This is a genomic window from Bacillus sp. 1NLA3E, assembly GCF_000242895.2.
In the GTDB taxonomy this organism is placed as follows: Bacteria; Bacillota; Bacilli; order Bacillales; family Cytobacillaceae; genus Bacillus_BU.
In genome coordinates this window covers 3,544,044-3,565,364 of record NC_021171.1, presented here as the reverse complement: position 1 = coordinate 3,565,364, position 21,321 = coordinate 3,544,044, and the positions used below count along the sequence as shown (strand labels likewise).

The following is a 21,321-nucleotide window of genomic DNA, read 5'->3' as shown; positions in this document are numbered from 1 at the left end:
AAAGAGTCCTGATGTGTTAGTTGAATCAGCAGATGTTTTGACCTAACATTTTAACTTCGGGAGTTTGGAGTTTTCAGGTTGCGTACACGCCTCTTTTTAGGGGACTTACATAGGCTTGGGACAGAACACCCACCTGCAGAGAGCAGGATCAAAACTAAGCAATAAGCGACGGCACGATTGGGACTTTTTTGTAAACAAACCAACACACTCCATGAATGATTCATGGAGTTTTTTCTTGTTAATAATAATTAATTCCTATAGAAATACTTGTTTTTATTCCGAAGTATTATATAATCATTAACGGGAAAAAGATAAGAAGTAATTAAAATTTTATATAAGTATGTTTTTGGAGTGATTAGAGATGTTACATCAATTTTCAAGGAATGAACTAGCCATCGGTAAAGAAGGGCTGGAAAAAATGAAAGGCAGTACAGTTGCTGTACTTGGAATTGGTGGAGTAGGCTCCTTTGCCGCAGAAGCTCTTGCCAGGTCCGGAGTCGGTAGGTTGTTGCTTGTTGATAAAGATAATGTTGATATTACAAATGTGAACCGACAAGTGATCGCTTTATTATCAACTGTAGGAAAACCAAAGGCTGATTTAATGAAAGAAAGGATTAAAGATATTAATCCTGATTGTGAAGTGATCTCTCTCAAAATGTTTTACACAGAAGAAACCTACGAGCAGTTTTTTAGCTATGGCCTTGATTTTGTAATTGATGCATCGGATACGATCGTATATAAAATCCATTTGATGAAGGAATGCTTAAAGCGGAATATTCCGATGATCTCAAGCATGGGGGCAGCAAACAAGATGGACCCAACCCGGTTTCAAATTGCTGATATTTCTAAAACGCATACTGACCCACTTGCAAAAGTCATTCGGACTCGTCTTCGTAAAGAAGGAATTCATAAAGGAATCCCTGTGGTATTTTCTGATGAAAGTCCTATCGTTATTAGAGAAGATGTCCGCAAAGAGGTTGGAAATGATCAAGCGGTGATCCGAAAGGCGCAAATGCCACCATCGTCAAATGCCTTTGTCCCATCTGTTGCTGGTTTAATCATGGCAAGCTATGTCGTACGTCAGCTATTAGCTGGTATTAAAATTCAACGAGTTAAAGACGAAAAATAATAAGTTGAAAATGGCCCTTGAATGCTATCAAGGGCTTTGTATTTTGTGGCGTGAAACGCCATTTTAGTTTTGTGTGAAGCAGGTTGCACTATTTTGGATAAAAAGGTAAGTTGAAAGGGTGTAATACTCTTTAAAGAGAGAGGAGAAACGGTATGGGACCAATCGTCCAAATAGAAAATCTCACAAAAAGGATAAAGGGAAGAACCATTATCGATTCCATCAGTTTTCAAGTACATAAAGGTGAAGTATTCGGATTTTTAGGACCAAATGGGGCTGGGAAAACTACGACCATTCGGATGATGGTCGGATTAATGAACATAACATCCGGGGACATAAAGATTGCTGGTTATAGCATTCAAAGTCATTTTGAAAAAGCAGTGCGGTCCATCGGAGCAATTGTTGAAAATCCAGAAATGTATAAATTTTTATCAGGCTATCAGAACCTGCGACAATACGCAAGAATGGCAAACAATGTTACTGATGAAAAAATAGATGAAATCGTTGAATTGGTGGGGCTAACTGATCGAATCCACGATAAGGTGAAAACCTACTCGCTGGGGATGAGACAACGGCTTGGGTTAGCACAATCCCTTTTGCACGACCCGGAGGTTTTGATTTTAGATGAGCCAACAAACGGCTTAGATCCTGCTGGAATCCGCGAAATCAGAGATTATTTAAGATTACTTGCTAAAGAAAAAAATATGGCAGTGATTGTTTCAAGTCACCTATTATCCGAAATGGAAATGATGTGTGACCGAATTGGAATCATTCAAAATGGAAAGTTAATCGATGTTCAGCTTGTCCACGATTTTGTGCAAGGGACAGAAAAACTATTCGAGTTCGAAGTAGCTCCTGTCGATGAGGCGGTTAAGCTCCTAGAAAATGTCTATCCTAACAACTCAATAAAAAAGAGTGACAACAGAATTACCATGGCACAAAATAAAAAATCTGTTCCTGAAATGATAAAATTACTTGTTAACGCAGATATTGAGGTTTTTGGAGTAAGGGAAATCACCAAATCGTTAGAGGATCGCTTCCTTGAAGTTACAAATGAAAAAGGAGGACAAATCCAATGATGCCCTTAATTCAAAATGAATGGATAAAAGTTTTTCGTCGTCCTGGTACATACGTCATGATTGGTCTATTGGTGATAATGGTTTCAATTGCCGCGGCGTTTATGAAATATCAACACCTAGATGATCAGCCCTCGGAAAATGCTGGCTGGAAACAAACACTCCAAACAGAGAACGACGCGCTCAAGAAACAAATGAAACAAGTTGAACAAAGCCCAATCAACCAAGATGAATACTTCAAAAGAACCATTGCCATTAACGAATACCGAATTAAGCATAACCTTTCACCGAATGAAGCTTATACTTCATGGAGCTTTGTAAATGATGTTTCACAGCTAATCGAGTTTGTCGGATTATTTACGATTACGATAGCCGCCGGTATTGTCGCAAGTGAATTTAGCTGGGGGACGATCAAGTTATTATTAATCAGGCCAATCAGTAGGGCGAAGATTTTGCTTTCAAAATATATCTCAGTATTATTGTTCGGAGTTTTTATGCTCATTCTTTTATTTGGATTATCTACAGCCATCGGAGCGATATTGTTTGGATTCCCTGAGAACACCTCACCATATTTAAATTATTTTGCAGGGAAAGTAACAGAACAGCCAATCTGGGTCCATCTCATCATTTTTTACCTGTTTAAATCAATTAATATGGTGATGTTAGCCACAATGGCTTTTATGATTTCCGCAGTGTTTCGCAATAATTCACTGGCAATTGGGTTATCATTATTCCTTATGTTTACTGGTGGCCAAATTACCTCCCTTTTAGCGATGAAGTATGAGTGGGCAAAATATATTTTGTTTGCTAACACAGATTTAACGCGATATTTTGAAGGGACACCGGTCGTTGCAGGGATGACGTTGTCATTCTCAATCACCATGCTCTTATTGTATTTTTGCTTATTTCTATTTTTGGCCTATTTTGTTTTCAAAAAGAGAGATATCGCGGCATAAAGAAGAGGCTGACATTGCGTCAGCCTCATTTTTTTCTGATTTTTTCATAGACAGTTGCTAGCGCTTGTTCAAATTTCCCGGTTAACTTCGGCTTATAATAAATGCTGTTCTTTAATCTGTCAGGTAAATACTGCTGTTTTACCCAGCCGTTTTCAAAGTCATGGGGATATTTATAGTCAATACCACGCCCGAGCTCTTTCGCTCCTTTATAATGAGCATCGCGTAAGTGTGCGGGGACTTCACCCGACTTACCGCTGCGAACATCAGCGAGAGCAGCTTCTATGGCCAAAACCGCGGAGTTTGACTTAGGTGATAAACAAAGCTCAATGACAGCATTGGCAAGTGGAATCCTAGCCTCTGGAAACCCGAGCCGTTCAGCAGATTCGATTGCAGCAAGAGTTCTTGCACCTGCCTGGGGGTTCGCGAGCCCTATATCTTCATACGAGATCACTAACAGCCTCCTGCTGATGCTTGGCATGTCACCGGCTTCGATTAATCTACCTAAATAATGGAGAGCGGCATTTACATCACTGCCCCGAATCGATTTTTGAAAAGCCGACATGACGTCATAATGACCATCTCCATCCTTATCGTAGGAGAGACTTTTTTTCTGGATACATTCCTCGGCGGTCTTCAGGTCAATATGGACTTTTCCATCATCACTTGCGACAGTTGATAAAACAGCTAACTCGAGTGCATTTAATGAACTCCTGACATCACCATTCGAAGCATTTGCTAAATGGGTTAACGCCTCATCAGAAACTTCGGTATTGTACTTCCCAAGTCCTCGTTCAGGATCATGCAGTGCCGCTGTAAGAGCCAGCTTAATATCATCGGGACTAAGTGGCTTTAACTCAAATATTTGGCAGCGACTCCGAATTGCCGGGTTAATCGCTAAAAAGGGATTACTGGTGGTGGCACCGATTAAGGTAATCATTCCGCTTTCTAAATAAGGAAGTAGAAAATCTTGTTTTCCCTTATCAAGGCGGTGAACCTCATCGAGCAATAGGATTACTTTCCCAGACATTTTCGCTTCTGCTGCAACGATTTCCATATCTTTTTTATTGTTCGTGACGGCATTTAGCATGCGAAAGGCATATTTGGTACTGCCGGCAATAGCACTAGCAATCGAGGTTTTTCCGATTCCTGGTGGTCCATATAGAATCATAGAAGACAGTTGTTTTGCTGTGACCATTCGATTAATGATTTTTCCTTCGCCAACTAAGTGAGCTTGTCCGAACACTTCTTCAATAGTTTTCGGCCTCATTCTAAAGGCAAGAGGTTTATCTGACATATTCATCTCTCCATAGCTATTCGGTACTCTTTTAATAAGGACTCATTCCTTTTAACATATCATGAAGAAAAGAAAATTGCATTTTCTTGTGCTATAATGTGTAATACCTATCAAAATACTTAGGATTTTGATAAAATTTATTTGATATAATGCAGTTTAAGCGAGGTGTTATTAAATGGGGAATAAAAGAAAAGGACAAGTTATTCCAAGGCTATTTATATTTATCCTCGGACTAGCCCTGATGTCTTTAGGGATTTCATTGCAAATAAAAGCAAGTATAGGTGCGTCACCATGGGATGTGCTTCATATCGGTTTATTTTATCAATTCGGGTTAACGATCGGAACTTGGTCGATTATAGTTGGAATTTTCATTTTAATAACAGCTTCGTTGATTTCAAAGGAATTCCCACAATTCGGGGCATTTTTAAATATGGTCCTAATCGGTCTGTTTATTGATTTATATTTAGCACTTCCGTTTTTTTCGACACCCGACACAACAGTAGGTAAAATTATCATGCTGTTAAGTGCTATAATTATTAATGGATACGGTATGGGTATTTATATTTCTGCTCAATTTGGAGCAGGCCCGAGAGATAGCTTAATGATTGCTTTGACCTTAAAAACAGGTTGGAAGGTTAAATATGTTCGGGCATTTATGGAGGTCATGGTATTATTTGTTGGGTGGCTTTTAGGTGGCCCTGTATTTTGGGGAACGGTACTGTTTAGTATATCAATAGGGTATATTGCCGGGTTCGCTTTGCCACAATGCCAGTTCTTTACCAACAAAACGCTAGACAAGTTTAATAAACAATTAACAACAGTTAGTCATTCTTAAGTAAATTCTAAAAGAGGTGCTAGTATATGAAAATTTCTACAAAAGGTAGATACGGTTTAACCATAATGATTGAATTGGCAAAAAAACATGGTGATGGTCCGATTTCGCTAAAATCGATTGCGCAAACAAATGATCTTTCAGAACATTACTTAGAGCAGTTAATCGCTCCATTACGAAATGCAGGCTTAGTAAAAAGTATTCGTGGAGCATATGGCGGTTATGTATTAGGAAACGACCCAAATCATATTACTGCTGGCGACATCATTCGTGTCTTGGAGGGTCCAATTACTCCGGTCGAGGGGATTGAAGAAGAGGAACCTGTTAAACGTCAGCTTTGGATTCGAATTCGTGATGCTGTAAAGGATGTGCTAGACGGTACAACATTAGAGGACTTGGCTAACTTTAATGAAAATGAGGAAACTGACTCGTATATGTTTTATATTTAATTGATAAGGTTAAAAATGGTAACTAGTTAAAAGGCAGGTGGAAAAGGTTTTGGAAAGGATTTATGTAGACCATGCTGCAACTTCGCCGATGCACCCAAACGTGGTTGAAGCCATGCTTAAAGTGATGAATGAACAATATGGAAATCCATCAAGCATTCACTCATTTGGAAGAGAAGCACGCCATTTGTTGGATAATGCTAGAGAAGCAGTAGCGACAAGTATCGGAGCAAAGCCGAATGAATTAATCTTTACAAGCGGTGGAACCGAAGCAGACAATCTAGCGCTTTTTGGGGTTGTATCTGCTAACCAACATAAAGGCAAGCATATCATCACGACTGTCATTGAGCACCATGCCATTCTTCATTCCTGTAAACAACTTGAAAAAGACGGCTTTGACATCACCTATTTGCCTGTAGATGAGACTGGGAGAGTTTCTGTCCAATCGTTAGAAAGTGCTTTGCGTGATGATACGATTCTAGTCTCAGTCATGTACGGAAATAATGAAGTCGGATCCCTACAGCCAATAGCGGAGATAGGCAAAATTCTCACTAACCATCAGGCTGTTTTTCATAGCGATGCGGTTCAAGCATATGGCTTGGAAAAAATAAATGTCCATGATCTTCACCTTGATTTAATGTCTGTTTCTGCTCATAAAATCAATGGTCCTAAGGGGATTGGCTTTCTATTTGTAAAAGACGGGTTAAAGTTATCACCGCGAAGTTTCGGTGGAGAGCAAGAAAGAAAGAGACGGGCAGGAACAGAGAATGTGGCCTCAATCGTCGGATTTCACGAGGCGGTTAAACTTGTTCAAGCGGGATTAGAACAGAAGCGTGTTCAATATCAACAATTTAAACAAATAATGGTTCAAAAATTGACAGAAGCAAAAATAAACTTTTTAATAAACGGATTACTTGAAAATTCCTTACCACATGTTTTAAACTTAAGTTTTCCTGGTGTAAATGTCGAATCTATGCTAGTGAATTTGGATTTAGCAGGGATTGCCGCTTCAAGTGGTTCGGCATGTACAGCAGGTTCAATTGATCCTTCTCATGTCTTGGTTGCAATGTTTGGCAGGCAATCGGACAGAGTGACCAATTCAATCCGTTTTAGCTTCGGTATTACGAACACAACCGCGCAAATTGAAAAGGTTGGCGAAGAAACAGCTAAAATTATTAAAAGATTGACAAGTGAATGAATTTAGAAGGATCGCTATTTTAGCGAGGTGGATATAATGCAAAAAGCACCAAAGGATACACGAGTCGTTGTTGGGATGTCCGGCGGAGTGGATTCATCTGTTGCAGCACTACTTTTAAAAGAGCAGGGCTATGATGTCATCGGTATTTTTATGAAAAACTGGGATGACACAGATGAAAACGGCGTCTGTACAGCAACGGAAGACTATGATGATGTAATACGCGTATGTAATCAAATTGGCATTCCATATTATGCTGTCAACTTTGAAAAACAATATTGGGACAAGGTGTTTACTTATTTCCTCGAAGAATACAAAGCGGGAAGGACACCGAACCCAGACGTCATGTGTAATAAAGAAATAAAGTTTAAGGCATTCTTAGAGCATGCCATAAAGCTTGGTGCCGATTACTTGGCTACAGGGCACTATGCCCGCGTTGAATATCGAGACGGAGCCTATAAAATGCTTCGTGGGATTGATGAAAATAAGGACCAGACTTATTTCTTAAATCAGCTTTCACAAACTCAGCTTGAAAAAGTGATGTTTCCGATTGGTAATTTAGAAAAGTCTAAGGTGAGAGAGTTGGCATTAAAAGCAAATCTTGCCACAGCCACCAAAAAAGACAGTACTGGCATTTGTTTTATTGGTGAGCGGAATTTTAAAGATTTCCTTGGAAATTACCTTCCTGCACAGCCCGGTAATATGGAAACCTTTGATGGAGAAATCATGGGGCGCCACGATGGTCTTATGTATTATACAATTGGTCAGCGCCATGGTTTAGGTATTGGTGGTTCCGGAGACCCATGGTTTGTGATAGGTAAGGATTTGGAGCGAAATATTCTTTACGTCGGTCAAGGATTCGACCACGAAAAGCTTTATTCCGAAGCTATTATTGCTACAGATATTAGCTGGACCACTTCTAAACCTTTTGCACAAGAATTTGAATGTACGGCAAAATTCCGCTATCGCCAGCCCGATAATAAAGTTTTAGTGCAAATTTTGGATGATCAAAAGGTAAAGGTGATTTTCGACCAACCAATTCGTGCTGTTACTCCTGGACAAGCTGTTGTCTTCTATAATGGTGAAGAATGTTTAGGTGGCGCGACCATAGATACAGTGTTTAAGCATGGTGAACGCCTTACTTATGTAGGCTAATCATCGCAAAAAGTAAGCGGCTGACTTGCGTTAAGTCAGTCCCTTTTTTTGTCTTTAAATGTTATACTTTCAGTTAGAACGGAGTGAAATAAATGGATAAAAATCAACTCGGAATTGAAATGATGAAAGAAGGAAAATGGGAAGAAGCCGCTAAAATTTTCATGGAAGAAATTGAAGCGAACCCAACTGACGCTGTTGCTTATGTGAATTTTGGCAATGTATTATCGGCAGTTGGCGATTCCGAAAAGGCACTGAAGTTTTTTCAAAAGGCGATTGAACTTGGTGGCGGAGGCTCAGCCTATTATAGTGCAGGTACCTTATATTATGAAAATGAAAAGTATGATGATGCAAAAACAATGTTTGAACGTGCAGTAAAAGAGGGACTACATACAAGTGACAATTATTTTATGTTGGGAATGTGTTTAGTAAATTCGGGTAATTCACGATTAGCTCTGCCTTACCTTCAAAGAGGTGTAGAATTAAATCAACATGATTCTGAGGGCTTATTTCAGTACGGACTTTGCCTAGCGCAGGAAGGCTTGCTTGATGAGGCAATTGATCAATTGCAAAAATGCTTGAAAATCGAACCTAAGCACGCCGATGCCTATTACAATCTTGGCGTTGCCTTTGCCTTTAAAGAAAATAAACAAGATGCACTCTCAATGCTCGAAAAAGCATTAGAAATTCAGCCAGATCAAGAACTTGCTCAGAATACAAAAACTTTATTAGAGAGTATGGATCAACAAGCACATTAACCTAATCATTAAGAAAGGGGGGGATCCCGTGGAACAACAAAACTCGCTCGATTTGTTTTCGAATCAAGGGAAATTTATCAAGGGTAAACATCTTGTTACGATTTTTCATAATGAACAAAATTTATATACTGTAATGAGAATTCGCGTTGAGGAAACAAACGAGACGTATGAGGATAAGGAAGCTGTGATTACCGGGTATTTCCCCCGGGTCCATGAACAAGAATCATATATTTTCTATGGCGAAATGAAAGAACACCCTCGATTTGGTCTCCAATTTCATGCTACCCACTTTCGAAAAGACATGCCTCAATCTAAACAGGGTGTTATAAATTATTTGTCCAGTGAACTATTTAAAGGGATTGGAAAGAAGACAGCGGAAAAGGTTGTTGAAACCCTAGGGGAAAACACGATTTCTAAAATTTTGAATGAACCGTCTCTGCTTGATTCTATTCCAAAGTTGCCTCCGGAGCGAGCTAAGCTTCTTTATGACACACTCATGGAACATCAGGGTCTTGAGCAAATCATGGTCGCATTAAATCAGTATGGGTTTGGGCCACAAATCTCAATGAGAATCTATCAGGTCTATAAAGAAGAGACACTAGAAAAGATCCAAAAAAATCCCTATCAGCTTGTAGAAGATATCGAAGGAATCGGTTTCGGTAGAGCAGATGAGTTAGGGCACCAACTCGGTATTACAGGATCTCATCCTGACCGTATCAAGGCTGGGTGCCATTATACACTTGAAAATCAAAGCATTCAGGCGGGCCATGTATATGTCGAAGCTTCTAGTTTATTAGATCGAGTCAAAACACTACTTGAAGAAAATCAACGAGATATCATAGAGTTTGCAGATATATCCGCAGAAGTAATTAAACTGGCTGAAGAGGGAAAAATCATCATAGAGGACCAGCGTGTTTATTTACCATCGCTTTATTTCGCGGAAAAGGGAATCGTTAAGCACATGAAACGAATCATGGCTCAAACTGAATACGCGAACCAGTTTCCAGAATCGGAATTTTTGCTAGCCTTAGGCCAACTTGAGGAGCGCATCAGCGTTCAATATGCTCCAACCCAAAAAGAGGCAATTCAAACGGCACTCATGTCACCAATGTTAATTTTGACAGGTGGGCCAGGGACAGGGAAAACAACAGTCATAAAAGGAATTGTCGAGCTTTATGCTGAGCTTCATGGTTGTTCCCTGGATACTAAGGACTATAAAAAAGAAGAGCCTTTTCCATTTTTGCTTGCTGCACCAACTGGGCGTGCCGCCAAACGGATGTCAGAGTCAACAGGACTTCCTGCTGTTACGATCCACCGTTTACTTGGATGGAATGGGACAGAGGGCTTTGATCATCATGAGGACAATCCTTTAGAAGGGAAAATCCTTATCATCGATGAAACTTCAATGGTTGATGTATGGATGGCCAATCAATTATTTAAGGCGTTATCTGAAACCATTCAAGTGATTCTCGTTGGTGATGAGGACCAACTACCATCGGTTGGACCCGGGCAGGTTCTTAAGGATATGCTCCGCTCAGGTGTCATCCCTTTGGTTCGCTTAACCGATATATACAGACAAGCAGAGGGATCATCGATTATTGAACTTGCACATGAAATCAAGCGAGGACGGGTTCCGCAACAAATATCAATCCAACAAAAGGATCGCTCGTTTATTAGATGTTCTACAGGTCAAATGGCTGATGTTGTGGAAAAAGTTGTGCTGAATGCTAAGAAGAAAGGTTTTACCGCGAGGGATATCCAAGTTCTTGCACCAATGTATCGAGGTGTAGCTGGGGTTGATCGCTTAAATGTTTTGTTGCAGGAAATATTCAATCCAAATCCCGATGGTACGCGCAAAGAGCTTCTGTTTGCTGATATAAAATATCGGATTGGTGATAAGGTTCTCCAACTTGTAAATCAGCCAGAAAATAATGTATTTAACGGTGATATTGGAGAAGTCGTTTCGATTTTTTTTGCAAAAGAAAATGTTGAAAAACAAGATATGCTGATTGTCTCCTTTGAGGGGACAGAGGTAACTTATACGCGTCAAGATTTAAATAAGTTAACGCATGCCTATTGTTGTACTGTTCATAAAGCGCAGGGAAGTGAGTTCCCGATTGTTATTCTTCCTGTTGTCAAAAGTTATTATCGTATGCTAAGACGGAACTTAATTTATACAGCGATTACGAGAAGTAAACAATTCCTTATTTTATGCGGCGAGGAAGAGGCTCTTCGTATCGGGGTTGAACGGGCTGATGATCAAGCTAGAAATACCACTTTAACTGAAAAACTTCAAGAGGCATTGCAATTTAATAGCCATGAAGCCAAGGAGCAAATACCGGTCCCAAATGAAACCCTAGATGGACAAGAAATTTCCTACGAGGCTATGTTAATGGAAGTGGATCCGTTAATTGGGATGGACGAAGCTACCCCGTATGACTTTATGTAAGAAAGCGTGAATGACCGAATTTAATACCATGACTGCACCGCAAGATGGAGAAGTAATAGCTATTGACTGAGATTGATGCTGCTTCAACTCAAGCCGATTCTTTGCTAAAATTCTTATCCGTCGTCCGTTTAAACCCAAACGGACACAGAGGACCTTATTTTGATAAAGTTATGCATTTTTTAGATTTACCGGACACAGTGGAGCTCTGTCAAGAAAGTGGACACCTAAATAACGAAACTTAATTAATATAGTGTTGCAGTAGCCTCTTCTTCACTTTTCAAATGATAGATGATTCCGTGAAAGCATCAAGCCAAAACCGCTTGACCCTTTCACGGAATCATCTGGCTAGTCGCTAAGTGAAGAAAAGGCAGCTTACTGCTTTTGATTGGTGTTCTACCCTTTATTAAGCCTTCCCCTGCAGTATTGTTGTGAATACTGCACTGGTGATACATATCCAATTGAACTATGAATTCTTTTACGGTTATAGAAAAATTCAATGTAACGATAAATCTCGGTGTAAGCTTGATCTTTAGTTTGAAATTTTCTACCTCTTAATAATTCTTTTTTAACCAGACTAAAGAAGGATTCTGCACAAGCATTATCATAACAGTTTCCTGTACGACTCATGCTCGCCTCCATTTTATATTCCTCAAGTCTTTCCCGGTAATCCTTAGATGCATACTGAGACCCACGGTCTGAGTGGTGAAGCAAACCTTTTTCTGGATTTCTTAACTTATAAGCGTCTTCTAAAGCATCAAGAACTAATTGAGTTTCCAGATGTCCATAAAGGCGCCAACCTACTATTTCTCGAGTGTACAGGTCAAGTACAGTAGCTAAATATAAGCGTCCTTCCCGACAAGGAATATAAGTGATATCTACTACCCATACCTTGTTTGGTGCTGTTGTAGTGAATTCTTGATTTAATCTATTAGGTGCTACAGGGTATTCATGATTCGAATTTGTTGTACAAACTTTAAATTTCTTGGAAACACAAGATCGTAAACCTAGTTCCTTCATGTAAATACTAACTGTTCTTTCCGTGATATTATATCCTTCTTTTAGTAATAACTTAGTAATTTTCGGACTACCATATACACTGTCGGAATCATTATAATAGTGTACAATACGTTCTTTAATCCGTTCCCTTTGTACTCCTTGTTGACTCGGTTTATGATTTCTCCATTTGAAATAACCGCTCGTGGATACCTCTAACACTTTACACATCTTCACCACCGAGAACTCCGAGCGATGGTCTTCAATGAATTGAAACCTCATGTTCTTGGTCTGCTGAAGATGTGCACCGCCTTTTTTACAATGGCCAATTCTTCTTCTGTGACAGCTAACTTTTTGTCTTTTTCCTTTAATTCACGTTCTTTTTCTTTCAATTCTTGTTCTAGCTTTTTTATTCGTTCTTCAACCGCCAAAGGTTCATATTCAAATTGACGATATTTTGTCATCCAGTCATGTAGGCAGCTAAGCGGAACTTTTAACTCATCCGCAATATCTCTCATAGTCTTTTTTTGTTGTTGTTCTTGTGCAAACTTAACTGTTTCTTTTTTAAATTGTTCACTATAACTCTGACGTTGGTCACCCATGGAAACCCCTCCTGGTAAATATCATTATTGCCACAAATGATTTCCGTTAAAGGGGTGTCCACTTTTTATTCTAGTTCCACAGGATACCTTATGTTCATAAGAACCACTGAATCATGCACGCTTACTAACGAATAAAGGCTCTGGTGACCGTTAACCTATCAAAAACACCCCTTTATGCATTAATAGCGGCATTGGTGTCCGCAAACAGTAAAAGGCTGTTTTCTAAAAGATTGTTGTTTTTGAACGAGTTTTGAATGCATACCTTTGAAAATGAAACTGATTGGAGCGGAAGGTGCTCGACTCCTGCGGGAGCAGCGGGATAGGTGAGACCCCACAGGCGCTTTAGCGAGGCCACTGAAAAACATACGATTTTTACGTCTGTAAATAAATTTTGGTACAAAAAAGGCAATTTATCGTCTGTTTTTGGACGAAAAATTGCCCTTTTCCTTATCTTTTTTTATTCTTTTTCATTGAGGAGTTTTAGTATTCGTTTAAGGTTGACAGCGAATATCGCTGTAGCTCCCTGAATCTTCATGCCTAATAGACCCGCAGATGATGCAATATCATACCCGTGTCTATGTTTCAACTCACTATTTTTCGCTTCAATTTTATAGCGAGATTTCGCTAACTCTTTAAATTCTTCTGTGTTTTGAAATGCCTCCTGATCGGCATGTTCTGTTGATTTGATTGTCACAGAATAAGATTTACTTTTCGCTCCTTCTTTATAACAGCCATCATGAAAAGGGCACACTTTACATTTTTCAATATCAAAAAAGTACTTGATTCTAGGGTTTTTATCTTGTCCCTTTCGTCCTTCATATTTCCTTCTATTAGCCATATGCCCTGCTTTACATACATACATTCCTGCATCTTTATTAAATTCAAACTCTTCTTCTTTTGTGCGTCTGCCATGTGTAATATGCGGATGTAATTTGGAAACAAGTGCTAATTCATTTTCTTTCGCGAATCGAATATTATCTTTCTCAGAGTAGGCTGTATCTCCAATGATTTTGTCAATTTTCATTCCAGTTGCTTGGCTTTTTTTTGTTAAATCCCGCAGATATTTTCCATCACTTTTTTCACCTGTTGTCATAACTGCCGCTGTAATAATCCGTTCATTAGCCATCGCGTAATGCGTTTTGAACCCAAAAAAAGAAGAGTCCTCTGTTTTGTGTCCGACCCGTGCGTCTGGATCATTTGAATAGCTAAGTTGTTCTGTATAATCTTCTACGATCTCTTTTAGAACATTTAATTTTTCTTTGACCGCAGGTACCTTAGCGATTTGTGGTTCTTTTTCGACAACAGTAATGATTCGACGACAATAATCTAATTCATCGGTTACTTCAACAGAAGTTGTTTTCGCAGGGAATTTTTCCTTCATGGATTCATCAATTCGATACACGGCTTTTCGAACATTTTTCGCTTTCTCTTGTAAAAATTCCTTCGGAGATTTTTGGTTATAACGCGCTTTCGTATGTGTGGAATCCACGATAATGGTTTTACTTTTTATGATTTCTTTTTCCAGAGCAATCTCAACTGTTTTGCCAATGAGCAAATCTAATAAATCCTCATCTTGAAGACGGAGTTTACGAAATTTCGTTAAGGAACTAGGATCAATCACGGAATCTTCTGGTGCCATATCCAGGAAATATTTAAACGACATATCATATATTGAACGTTCTACTACATCCACATCAGATAGATCAAATATCGATTTTAGTAATAAATATTTGAACATGCGAATCGGTGAAATGGCATTTCGACCGTTATCAAGACAATATTTCGTTTTTAATTCTTCGAGAATAAATGAAAAGTCCACTAGTTCATTGATTTGGCGAAGCATATTACTTTTTGGCACAACTATTTCGTAGATTGCCATGAATGGGCTAAGATTAAGTGTTTCTTGATTGGAAATCATCGGGATATCACCTACATACATTTAATATCGTTATTATAAGGCAAAAAGACAGTTGAAAGTTTGGTTTAATCAAACTTTCAACTGCCTAAATTAAAAACTTGGACTTTTTCAGTGGCCTCCGCTTTAGCGCCGAGGAGGCTCACCGCACGCCCCGCGGAAAGCGAGCACATGGAGCGGAAATCAGCCTCTCCTCTCATTAGTAAATAGGAACAAAGTTTATGAAAACAGCCTAAAATAATAAAAAATGACTAACAATTTAACGTACATTTTGTTAGTCATTTTTAGTTACATTTTTTAGTGTTTGCGGTAGGAAACGGAACCCGTTGTTAAGCCACAGCTCTTTTTAATTTAGTGACTTATTCCATTGATGCTGAAATTTCTTGAATTTTACGTTCCACTAAAGGATAAAAAACATTTTTTGCATGATTTGTGGAATTACCCCCGAAAAATCCAGTACCTGGACAGGTTTTAACATTATATTCTGGACCCTTATCTAGAACTCTTTCTCCTGATTTCAAATTCCACCAGTGATGATAAGTGATACTGTCAACAGAAGGAGTTAATCCAAATTTTATACAAAGCAGCGCCGTGATATAAACAATGGTTTCCTTTTGTTCCTCTGTCATAACATCATGACCTAAATCAAAATTTCCAACATTTTCAATGCTTAACCCTACAGAATTGGCATTTGACCCAATTGAACCCTCAGGTGCTATATCAAATGGCCGGCAAACTGCTACTTTTCCATCCGGAAAGGTCGTTATGTTTTGAGCTATATTCTTCCAACCCTTTTCTTTTACATGAAAATTCTCCATTCCTTGCAACATTGAAAAATGATTGGAACCATTAAATTGCTTGTATGATGGTAACCATGTGTGATGTTCTTGAATGATCCTAATTTTTCTAGAAAATCTATTTGAAAATAACCAATTCCTAAATTCCTCCTTCGTCATAAGAATATATTGTCCTTGACTTGACCTATTATTGTTTGTGGTATTTTCAGCTGCAAAAGCAGGAGGATTATTCATTTGTATGATGAAAAGCAAACTAAATACAAGCATAGAACACTTTTTCATTTTTACTTTCCTTTCCTGTTGATATCATTTATATTTTTTAAAAATAATTAGTTGTTAATTTAGTCTGTGATTAAGCCGGAGAATCTAATTCTCTAATCCTTTATGACTTTATGGAATAACAGTGTTAATCATCCGGATTTGGAAAACGTTACTCATCATCTTTTTACAATAAACGACGGAAACTATAAATGTTCGAAAAGGTGGGGATAATCTTTGCGGACGTTTTCATTAGTCAAAGGGCTTCCAGTTTATGAGTTAAAAAGTGGGTCTAAACTTGGCGAAGTTTGTGACTTAAGCATCTCGAGTAAAGGGACAGTAAAAGGATTATTGATAAAAAAGCAAACTTTGTTTAAAAAAATGAATTTTATTGATATTAAAAATATCGTTTCTTTTGGTTGGGATGGGGTTATGGTAGGGCAACAGGAAGTATTGGAGCCGATTCCAGAACCACCAGAATATACGATTGAACACAAAAGAAGCTTGGTTGGTAAAATGGTCATGTCAGCAGAAGGTGAAAAGCTTGGTTTGATTGAAGATGTTTATTTTATGGAAGAATTGGGCACAATTGTAGGGTATGAATGTACGGATGGATTCTTTTCGGATATTAAGGAAGGAAAGCGCGTCGTAAAAACCGTTCAATCGCCTGCAATCGGGAAGGATGCCATCATTGTAAATGTAAAATCAATGTGAGGTGTCACCCGTGTTAAAGTGTCCAAACTGCCAAAGCAAGGATATTGGTAAAATCGGAATAAACCAATATTATTGCTGGAATTGTTTTATCGAGCTTACCTTAGGGAAAGACTTGATCCATACCCACCAGGTTGAAGAAGATGGTTCATTGAGTTCACTTGATGATTTATTTGATGAAGAGGTACGAAGGTACAGCATGTAAAATCAAATTAGAGGTGAAACATATGAACAAGGTAGTTTCCTCAGCTCTTGCAATAGGTGCCGGAATGGCTGCTTTTAATCTAATGAAAAATAACAACATGATGTCTACTAGGCAAATGAAAAAAATAGGAAAACGGATCAGTAAAGCTTTTTAATTTCTTCCCCCTCAGTACTGAGGGGGTTCCTTTTTTTTCTCTTTAAACTAGAATGTTGATTTCCGTTCCAGACGCTTCGCGCACCTTAGGGGCGGGCGGTGAGCCTCCTCGTCGCTAACGCTCCTGCGGGGTCTCAACTGTCCCGCTGCTCCCGCAGGAGTCTTCGCACCGTCCACTCCAATCAACATTGTGCAAAAAATCAACAGGGTGGGCAAAATCAGCAATGATATTTACCATAGACTTAGTATAAAATAACCACCACACTCCCAATAATAACAAGGAGGTGGTGGATGTGGACATCCAGGTAAAATGGTTTTATCGACTAGGCTTTTTTCTTTTATTGTTTGGCATCATCTTTATCTTTTTAAAGCTTCAACAAATTTGGTTACCAATTTTCACGGTAGTAATCACTATCTTCATTCCTTTTATCATGGCGGCTTTTATCACCTACTTACTTCATCCTATTATAGAAAAACTGCATCACACTGGGTTGAACCGAGGGATAGCGGTAATCATCATTTATTTATTGTTTTTTGGAGGAATTGGTTTCGGTTTATACAAGGGGATACCGATGATAATCAACCAATTGCAAGACCTGTCCAAAAATATTCCTACCTTTGCCGAACAATATATGATAATGGTCGATGAGATACAAGATCGAACGGAAGCTTGGCCAGATGGAATGAAGGAACGAATAGATTCTGGAATCATCGCATTAGAAGGCATGTTAAATCGGTTTCTTACCAGAATCTTAACAAGCTTAGTCCAGTTGATTAATTCCATTTTCCTATTTGCGATTATCCCGTTTATTGCTTTTTACATGCTCAAGGATTATCACCTATTAAAAAAATCAGTATGGTATTTAACACCAAGGGCTTGGCGTAAACAAGGAATCCTTTTTTTACGTGATGTAGATGACTCGCTGGGGAATTATATAAGAGGACAATTGCTGGTCTGTGTCCTAATCGGGACGATTTCGGCACTGCTCTTTTGGTTTGTTGACATGAAATATCCATTATTGCTAGGGTTTATCATTGGAGTAACCAATGTGATTCCGTATTTTGGACCGATTATCGGAGCGATACCGGCTGTTATCATCGCCGCTACCTTATCGGGTAAAATGGTGATTATCTCGTTGGTCATTATTTTTATTCTGCAGTTTTTAGAAGGGAATATTTTATCGCCTTTTATAGTCGGAAAAAGCCTCCATATGCATCCATTATTTATTATGTTTTCCCTTTTAGCTGGCGGAGAAATTGGTGGGATCCTTGGGCTAATCCTGGCTGTTCCTATATTATCAATATCAAAAGTAGCAATTCTACATGCAAAGGACCACTTTGTTCGGTATAGGCATCCAAAAGAAAATATCCGTCCTTAGCCAAACATTGACAAACTCGTTCTCAGTTTTATATAATTCGGCTATATGCATATGTAACATGAAGAAGGAACAAGTATGTTATAGACCATCATTTTTAGAGAGGAATTTCCTTAGGCTGAAAGAAATTCTTGATGAAGGATAACAGAACGCTAGTCCAGAGTGCAGCTAATCCCTGCCGTTTGCCGCGTTAAGGTGAATTGAGAGGTGGACATAAGAATGAATGTCCATAATCAGGGTGGTACCGCGAGAAGCAAAGCTTTCGTCCCTGTTAGGGATGAGGGCTTTTTATATTGTTTTTTTATAAATAGGAGGGTGTTCTAATGAAAAAGAACTTATCTGGCTCAGATATACGCCGATTGTTTTTAGAATTTTTTAAAGAAAAAGGACATGCTGTCGAACCAAGTGCACCGCTGGTTCCCCATGATGATCCATCATTATTATGGATCAATAGCGGTGTAGCAACGTTAAAAAAATATTTCGATGGTCGTGTGATTCCGGATAATCCAAGAATCACTAATGCTCAAAAATCAATCCGTACAAATGATATCGAAAATGTTGGAAAAACGGCACGACATCATACTTTTTTCGAAATGTTGGGTAATTTCTCGATTGGAGAATACTTTAAAGAAGAAGCAATTGAATGGGCTTGGGAGTTTCTTACTAGTGAAAAATGGATTGGATGGGAACCTGAACGTTTATCGGTCACAATCCATCCTGAAGACACAGAAGCATTTGAAATGTGGAACAAAAAAATTGGAATTCCAGAAGAAAGAATTATTCGTTTGGAAGGGAATTTCTGGGATATTGGTGAGGGTCCAAGTGGCCCGAATACAGAAATTTTTTATGATCGTGGCCCAGAGTATGGTAACGATCAAAATGATCCTGAATTGTATCCTGGTGGGGAAAATGAGCGCTATTTAGAGGTTTGGAATCTAGTGTTTTCACAATTTAATCACAACCCTGATGGGACATACACTCCACTTCCTAAGAGAAATATTGATACGGGGATGGGGCTTGAACGGATGGCTTCTGTTGTCCAGGATGTTCCCACAAACTTTGATACAGATTTGTTTATGCCAATTATAAAAGAGACAGAAGCAATATCTGGTGTTACATACCGTAATAATAAAGAAGCTGATGTTGCATTTAAAGTAATTGCTGATCACATTCGTACTGTTGCCTTTGCTGTTGGTGATGGAGCTTTACCTTCAAACGAAGGAAGAGGTTATGTGTTGCGCCGCTTGCTGCGCCGCGCTGTTCGTTATGCAAAGCAAATTAATATTAATCGACCATTTATGTTTGAATTAGTCCCAGTTGTTGGTGAAATCATGCACGATTTTTACCCGCAAGTAAAAGAAAATGTAGAATTCATTCAAAAGGTCATAAAAAATGAAGAAGAGCGTTTCCATGAGACGTTACATGATGGTTTAGCGATTCTATCAAATGTAATCGAGAAACAAAAAGAACAAAAAAGCGAGGTCATCCCTGGGGAAGACGTGTTCCGTCTCTATGATACTTATGGATTCCCTGTGGAGTTGACAGAGGAATATGCGGAAGAGAGCGGCATGAAGGTTGACCATGCTGGCTTTGAAAAGGAAATGGAACTTCAACGTGAACGTGCGCGCTCTGCCAGACATGATGTTGATTCGATGCAGGTTCAGGGTGGAGTATTAGGCGATATAAAGGTTGAAAGCAAATTTATTGGCTATCAGCAATTAGAAACCGACGCAAACGTCTTAGTTATCCTAAAAGATGGTGAACTAGCAGATGCAGCAAATGTCGGGGATGAAGTGAAGCTAATTTTAGATGTTACCCCTTTCTATGCTGAGAGCGGTGGTCAAATTGCTGACCAAGGGACTTTAGTTGCTACTGGTGTTAAGGTGAAAATTAAGGATGTTCAAAAGGCTCCTAATGGACAGAATTTGCATCAAGCTGTAATTGAAGAGGGAACGCTAAAGCCAAACGCAATGGTAAAGGCAATTGTGAACCAGGAAATTCGTGGCGACATTATCAAGAATCATACTGCAACCCATTTACTGCAACGCGCCTTAAAAGATGTCCTTGGTCCTCATGTTAATCAAGCTGGTTCACTTGTTGAGCCTGATAGATTACGATTTGATTTCTCTCATTTTGGTCAAATCCATCCTGAGGAGCTTGAGAAGATTGAAGCGATTGTCAATGAACAGATTTGGCGGAGCATTCAAGTTAACATTGATTTAAAACCAATTGCTGAAGCGAAGGCATTGGGAGCCATGGCTCTGTTTGGTGAAAAATATGGTGATATCGTTCGTGTCGTGCAAGTGGGAGACTTTAGCCTAGAGCTTTGTGGTGGTTGCCATGTTCCAAATACGTCTGTTATCGGTTTATTTAAAATCGTATCCGAATCAGGCATCGGTGCAGGTACACGCCGAATTGAGGCAGTAACTGGCGAATCGGCTTATAAATTATTAAACGACCAAATTGGAATATTGAAAGAAGTGGCAGCAAAGCTTAAATCAAATCCTAAAGAGGTCGTTAATCGGATTGAAACATTATTAGGGGAAATCAAGCAGCTTCAACGTGAAAATGAATCATTGTCAGCAAAATTGGGTAATATTGAAGCTGGAGGTCTCGTTTCTAAAATCAAAGAAATTGATGGAATTAAAGTGCTTTCCGCCAAAGTTCAAGCATCAGACATGAATAATTTACGCAATATGGCGGATGACTTAAAACAAAAAATTGGTTCCGGAATCGTGTTACTCGGAAGTGTCAATGATGACAAAGTTAACCTTATTGCTGGTGTCACCAATGATTTAATCGAAAAGGGCTATCACGCTGGAAAGTTAATCAAAGAAGTTGCTTCTCGCTGTGGTGGTGGCGGAGGCGGACGTCCTGATATGGCCCAAGCCGGAGGAAAAGATCCTAATAAATTAGAATCTGCACTTTCTTTTGTTGACGAATGGGTAAAATCCGTTTGATAACCGAAAGAAGTAGTGTAAAATATAGATAATCATTACTAGTTTTGCTCCACCAAAAAGCGAGGTG

General features: G+C 39.0%; 19 protein-coding genes and 1 other RNA gene. 15 read left to right on the top strand and 5 right to left on the bottom strand.

Annotated elements, in window-relative coordinates; genetic code table 11:
• Positions 1-2: 2 nt before the first annotated feature.
• The 4 genes from ssrS (at position 3) to B1NLA3E_RS17090 (ending at position 3,158) form a co-directional block, all read left to right on the top strand.
• A non-coding RNA gene (gene ssrS / locus B1NLA3E_RS24265) (6S RNA) lies at positions 3-188 on the top strand.
• Between the two features lie 173 nt (positions 189-361).
• The gene (locus B1NLA3E_RS17100) at positions 362-1,129 is read left to right on the top strand and encodes a tRNA threonylcarbamoyladenosine dehydratase (protein WP_015595089.1); all 768 of its coding nucleotides are present in this window, start codon (positions 362-364) and stop codon (positions 1,127-1,129) included.
• A gap of 152 nt (positions 1,130-1,281) precedes the next feature.
• Positions 1,282-2,205 carry an ABC transporter ATP-binding protein gene (locus B1NLA3E_RS17095; RefSeq protein ID WP_015595088.1) on the top strand — a complete coding sequence of 308 codons (924 nt, stop codon included), beginning with the start codon at positions 1,282-1,284 and terminating at the stop codon, positions 2,203-2,205.
• Entirely contained in the window at positions 2,202-3,158 is a 957-nt protein-coding gene (locus tag B1NLA3E_RS17090; protein ID WP_015595087.1) for an ABC transporter permease, read from the top strand. The genes B1NLA3E_RS17095 and B1NLA3E_RS17090 overlap by 4 nt, the downstream gene beginning before the upstream one ends.
• Positions 3,159-3,183: 25 nt before the next feature.
• Here the strand turns inward: B1NLA3E_RS17090 and B1NLA3E_RS17085 are convergent, their stop codons facing one another.
• A complete protein-coding gene (locus B1NLA3E_RS17085) occupies positions 3,184-4,452 on the bottom strand; it encodes a replication-associated recombination protein A (RefSeq protein WP_015595086.1) in 1,269 nt (422 codons plus the stop codon).
• Between the two features lie 175 nt (positions 4,453-4,627).
• Here B1NLA3E_RS17085 and B1NLA3E_RS17080 point away from each other — a divergent pair, with 175 nt between their 5' ends.
• The 6 genes from B1NLA3E_RS17080 to recD2 all read left to right on the top strand — a co-directional run bounded on the left by B1NLA3E_RS17080 (position 4,628) and on the right by recD2 (position 11,284).
• A complete protein-coding gene (locus tag B1NLA3E_RS17080) occupies positions 4,628-5,287 on the top strand; it encodes a YczE/YyaS/YitT family protein (RefSeq protein ID WP_015595085.1) in 660 nt (219 codons plus the stop codon).
• 26 nt (positions 5,288-5,313) lie between these two features.
• Positions 5,314-5,733 (top strand): cysteine metabolism transcriptional regulator CymR, encoded by a 420-nt coding sequence (gene cymR / locus B1NLA3E_RS17075; protein WP_015595084.1) that lies wholly within the window; start codon positions 5,314-5,316, stop codon positions 5,731-5,733.
• 49 nt (positions 5,734-5,782) lie between these two features.
• Entirely contained in the window at positions 5,783-6,928 is a 1,146-nt protein-coding gene (locus tag B1NLA3E_RS17070) for a cysteine desulfurase family protein (protein ID WP_015595083.1), read from the top strand.
• 36 nt (positions 6,929-6,964) lie between these two features.
• Positions 6,965-8,080, top strand: a complete 1,116-nt coding sequence (gene mnmA / locus B1NLA3E_RS17065; RefSeq protein WP_015595082.1) for a tRNA 2-thiouridine(34) synthase MnmA — start codon at positions 6,965-6,967, stop codon at positions 8,078-8,080.
• A 92-nt stretch (positions 8,081-8,172) separates the two neighbouring features.
• Positions 8,173-8,835: a tetratricopeptide repeat protein gene (locus B1NLA3E_RS17060; protein WP_015595081.1), complete on the top strand. Its 663-nt coding sequence runs from the start codon at positions 8,173-8,175 to the stop codon at positions 8,833-8,835.
• Positions 8,836-8,863: 28 nt separating this feature from the next.
• Positions 8,864-11,284, top strand: a complete 2,421-nt coding sequence (gene recD2, locus B1NLA3E_RS17055; protein ID WP_015595080.1) for an SF1B family DNA helicase RecD2 — start codon at positions 8,864-8,866, stop codon at positions 11,282-11,284.
• A 393-nt stretch (positions 11,285-11,677) separates the two neighbouring features.
• Here the strand turns inward: recD2 and B1NLA3E_RS17045 are convergent, their stop codons facing one another.
• From B1NLA3E_RS17045 to B1NLA3E_RS17030, 4 genes are all read right to left on the bottom strand, one after another.
• Complete coding sequence (locus B1NLA3E_RS17045; protein ID WP_015592685.1) at positions 11,678-12,559, bottom strand: IS3 family transposase; 882 nt, start codon at positions 12,557-12,559, stop codon at positions 11,678-11,680.
• A complete protein-coding gene (locus B1NLA3E_RS17040) occupies positions 12,556-12,879 on the bottom strand; it encodes a transposase (RefSeq protein ID WP_015592686.1) in 324 nt (107 codons plus the stop codon). Before B1NLA3E_RS17040 ends, B1NLA3E_RS17045 begins: the two co-directional genes overlap by 4 nt.
• A gap of 457 nt (positions 12,880-13,336) precedes the next feature.
• A complete protein-coding gene (locus B1NLA3E_RS17035) occupies positions 13,337-14,797 on the bottom strand; it encodes an IS1182 family transposase (RefSeq protein WP_015592366.1) in 1,461 nt (486 codons plus the stop codon).
• 356 nt (positions 14,798-15,153) lie between these two features.
• Positions 15,154-15,873, bottom strand: a complete 720-nt coding sequence (locus tag B1NLA3E_RS17030) for an N-acetylmuramoyl-L-alanine amidase (protein WP_015595079.1) — start codon at positions 15,871-15,873, stop codon at positions 15,154-15,156.
• 213 nt (positions 15,874-16,086) lie between these two features.
• Between B1NLA3E_RS17030 and B1NLA3E_RS17025 the strand changes: the two genes are divergently transcribed.
• The 5 genes from B1NLA3E_RS17025 (at position 16,087) to alaS (ending at position 21,254) form a co-directional block, all read left to right on the top strand.
• Positions 16,087-16,563, top strand: coding sequence for a PRC-barrel domain-containing protein (locus tag B1NLA3E_RS17025; RefSeq protein WP_015595078.1), 477 nt, complete (start codon positions 16,087-16,089; stop codon positions 16,561-16,563).
• A gap of 10 nt (positions 16,564-16,573) precedes the next feature.
• Entirely contained in the window at positions 16,574-16,765 is a 192-nt protein-coding gene (locus tag B1NLA3E_RS17020) for a hypothetical protein (RefSeq protein WP_041580636.1), read from the top strand.
• Between the two features lie 22 nt (positions 16,766-16,787).
• A complete protein-coding gene (locus B1NLA3E_RS24260; RefSeq protein ID WP_083935127.1) occupies positions 16,788-16,919 on the top strand; it encodes a YrzQ family protein in 132 nt (43 codons plus the stop codon).
• Positions 16,920-17,211: 292 nt separating this feature from the next.
• On the top strand, positions 17,212-18,297 hold the full coding sequence (locus tag B1NLA3E_RS17015; RefSeq protein ID WP_041580635.1) for an AI-2E family transporter: 1,086 nt from the start codon (positions 17,212-17,214) through the stop codon (positions 18,295-18,297).
• A 320-nt stretch (positions 18,298-18,617) separates the two neighbouring features.
• On the top strand, positions 18,618-21,254 hold the full coding sequence (alaS, locus tag B1NLA3E_RS17010) for an alanine--tRNA ligase (RefSeq protein WP_015595075.1): 2,637 nt from the start codon (positions 18,618-18,620) through the stop codon (positions 21,252-21,254).
• Positions 21,255-21,321 lie beyond the last annotated feature (67 nt).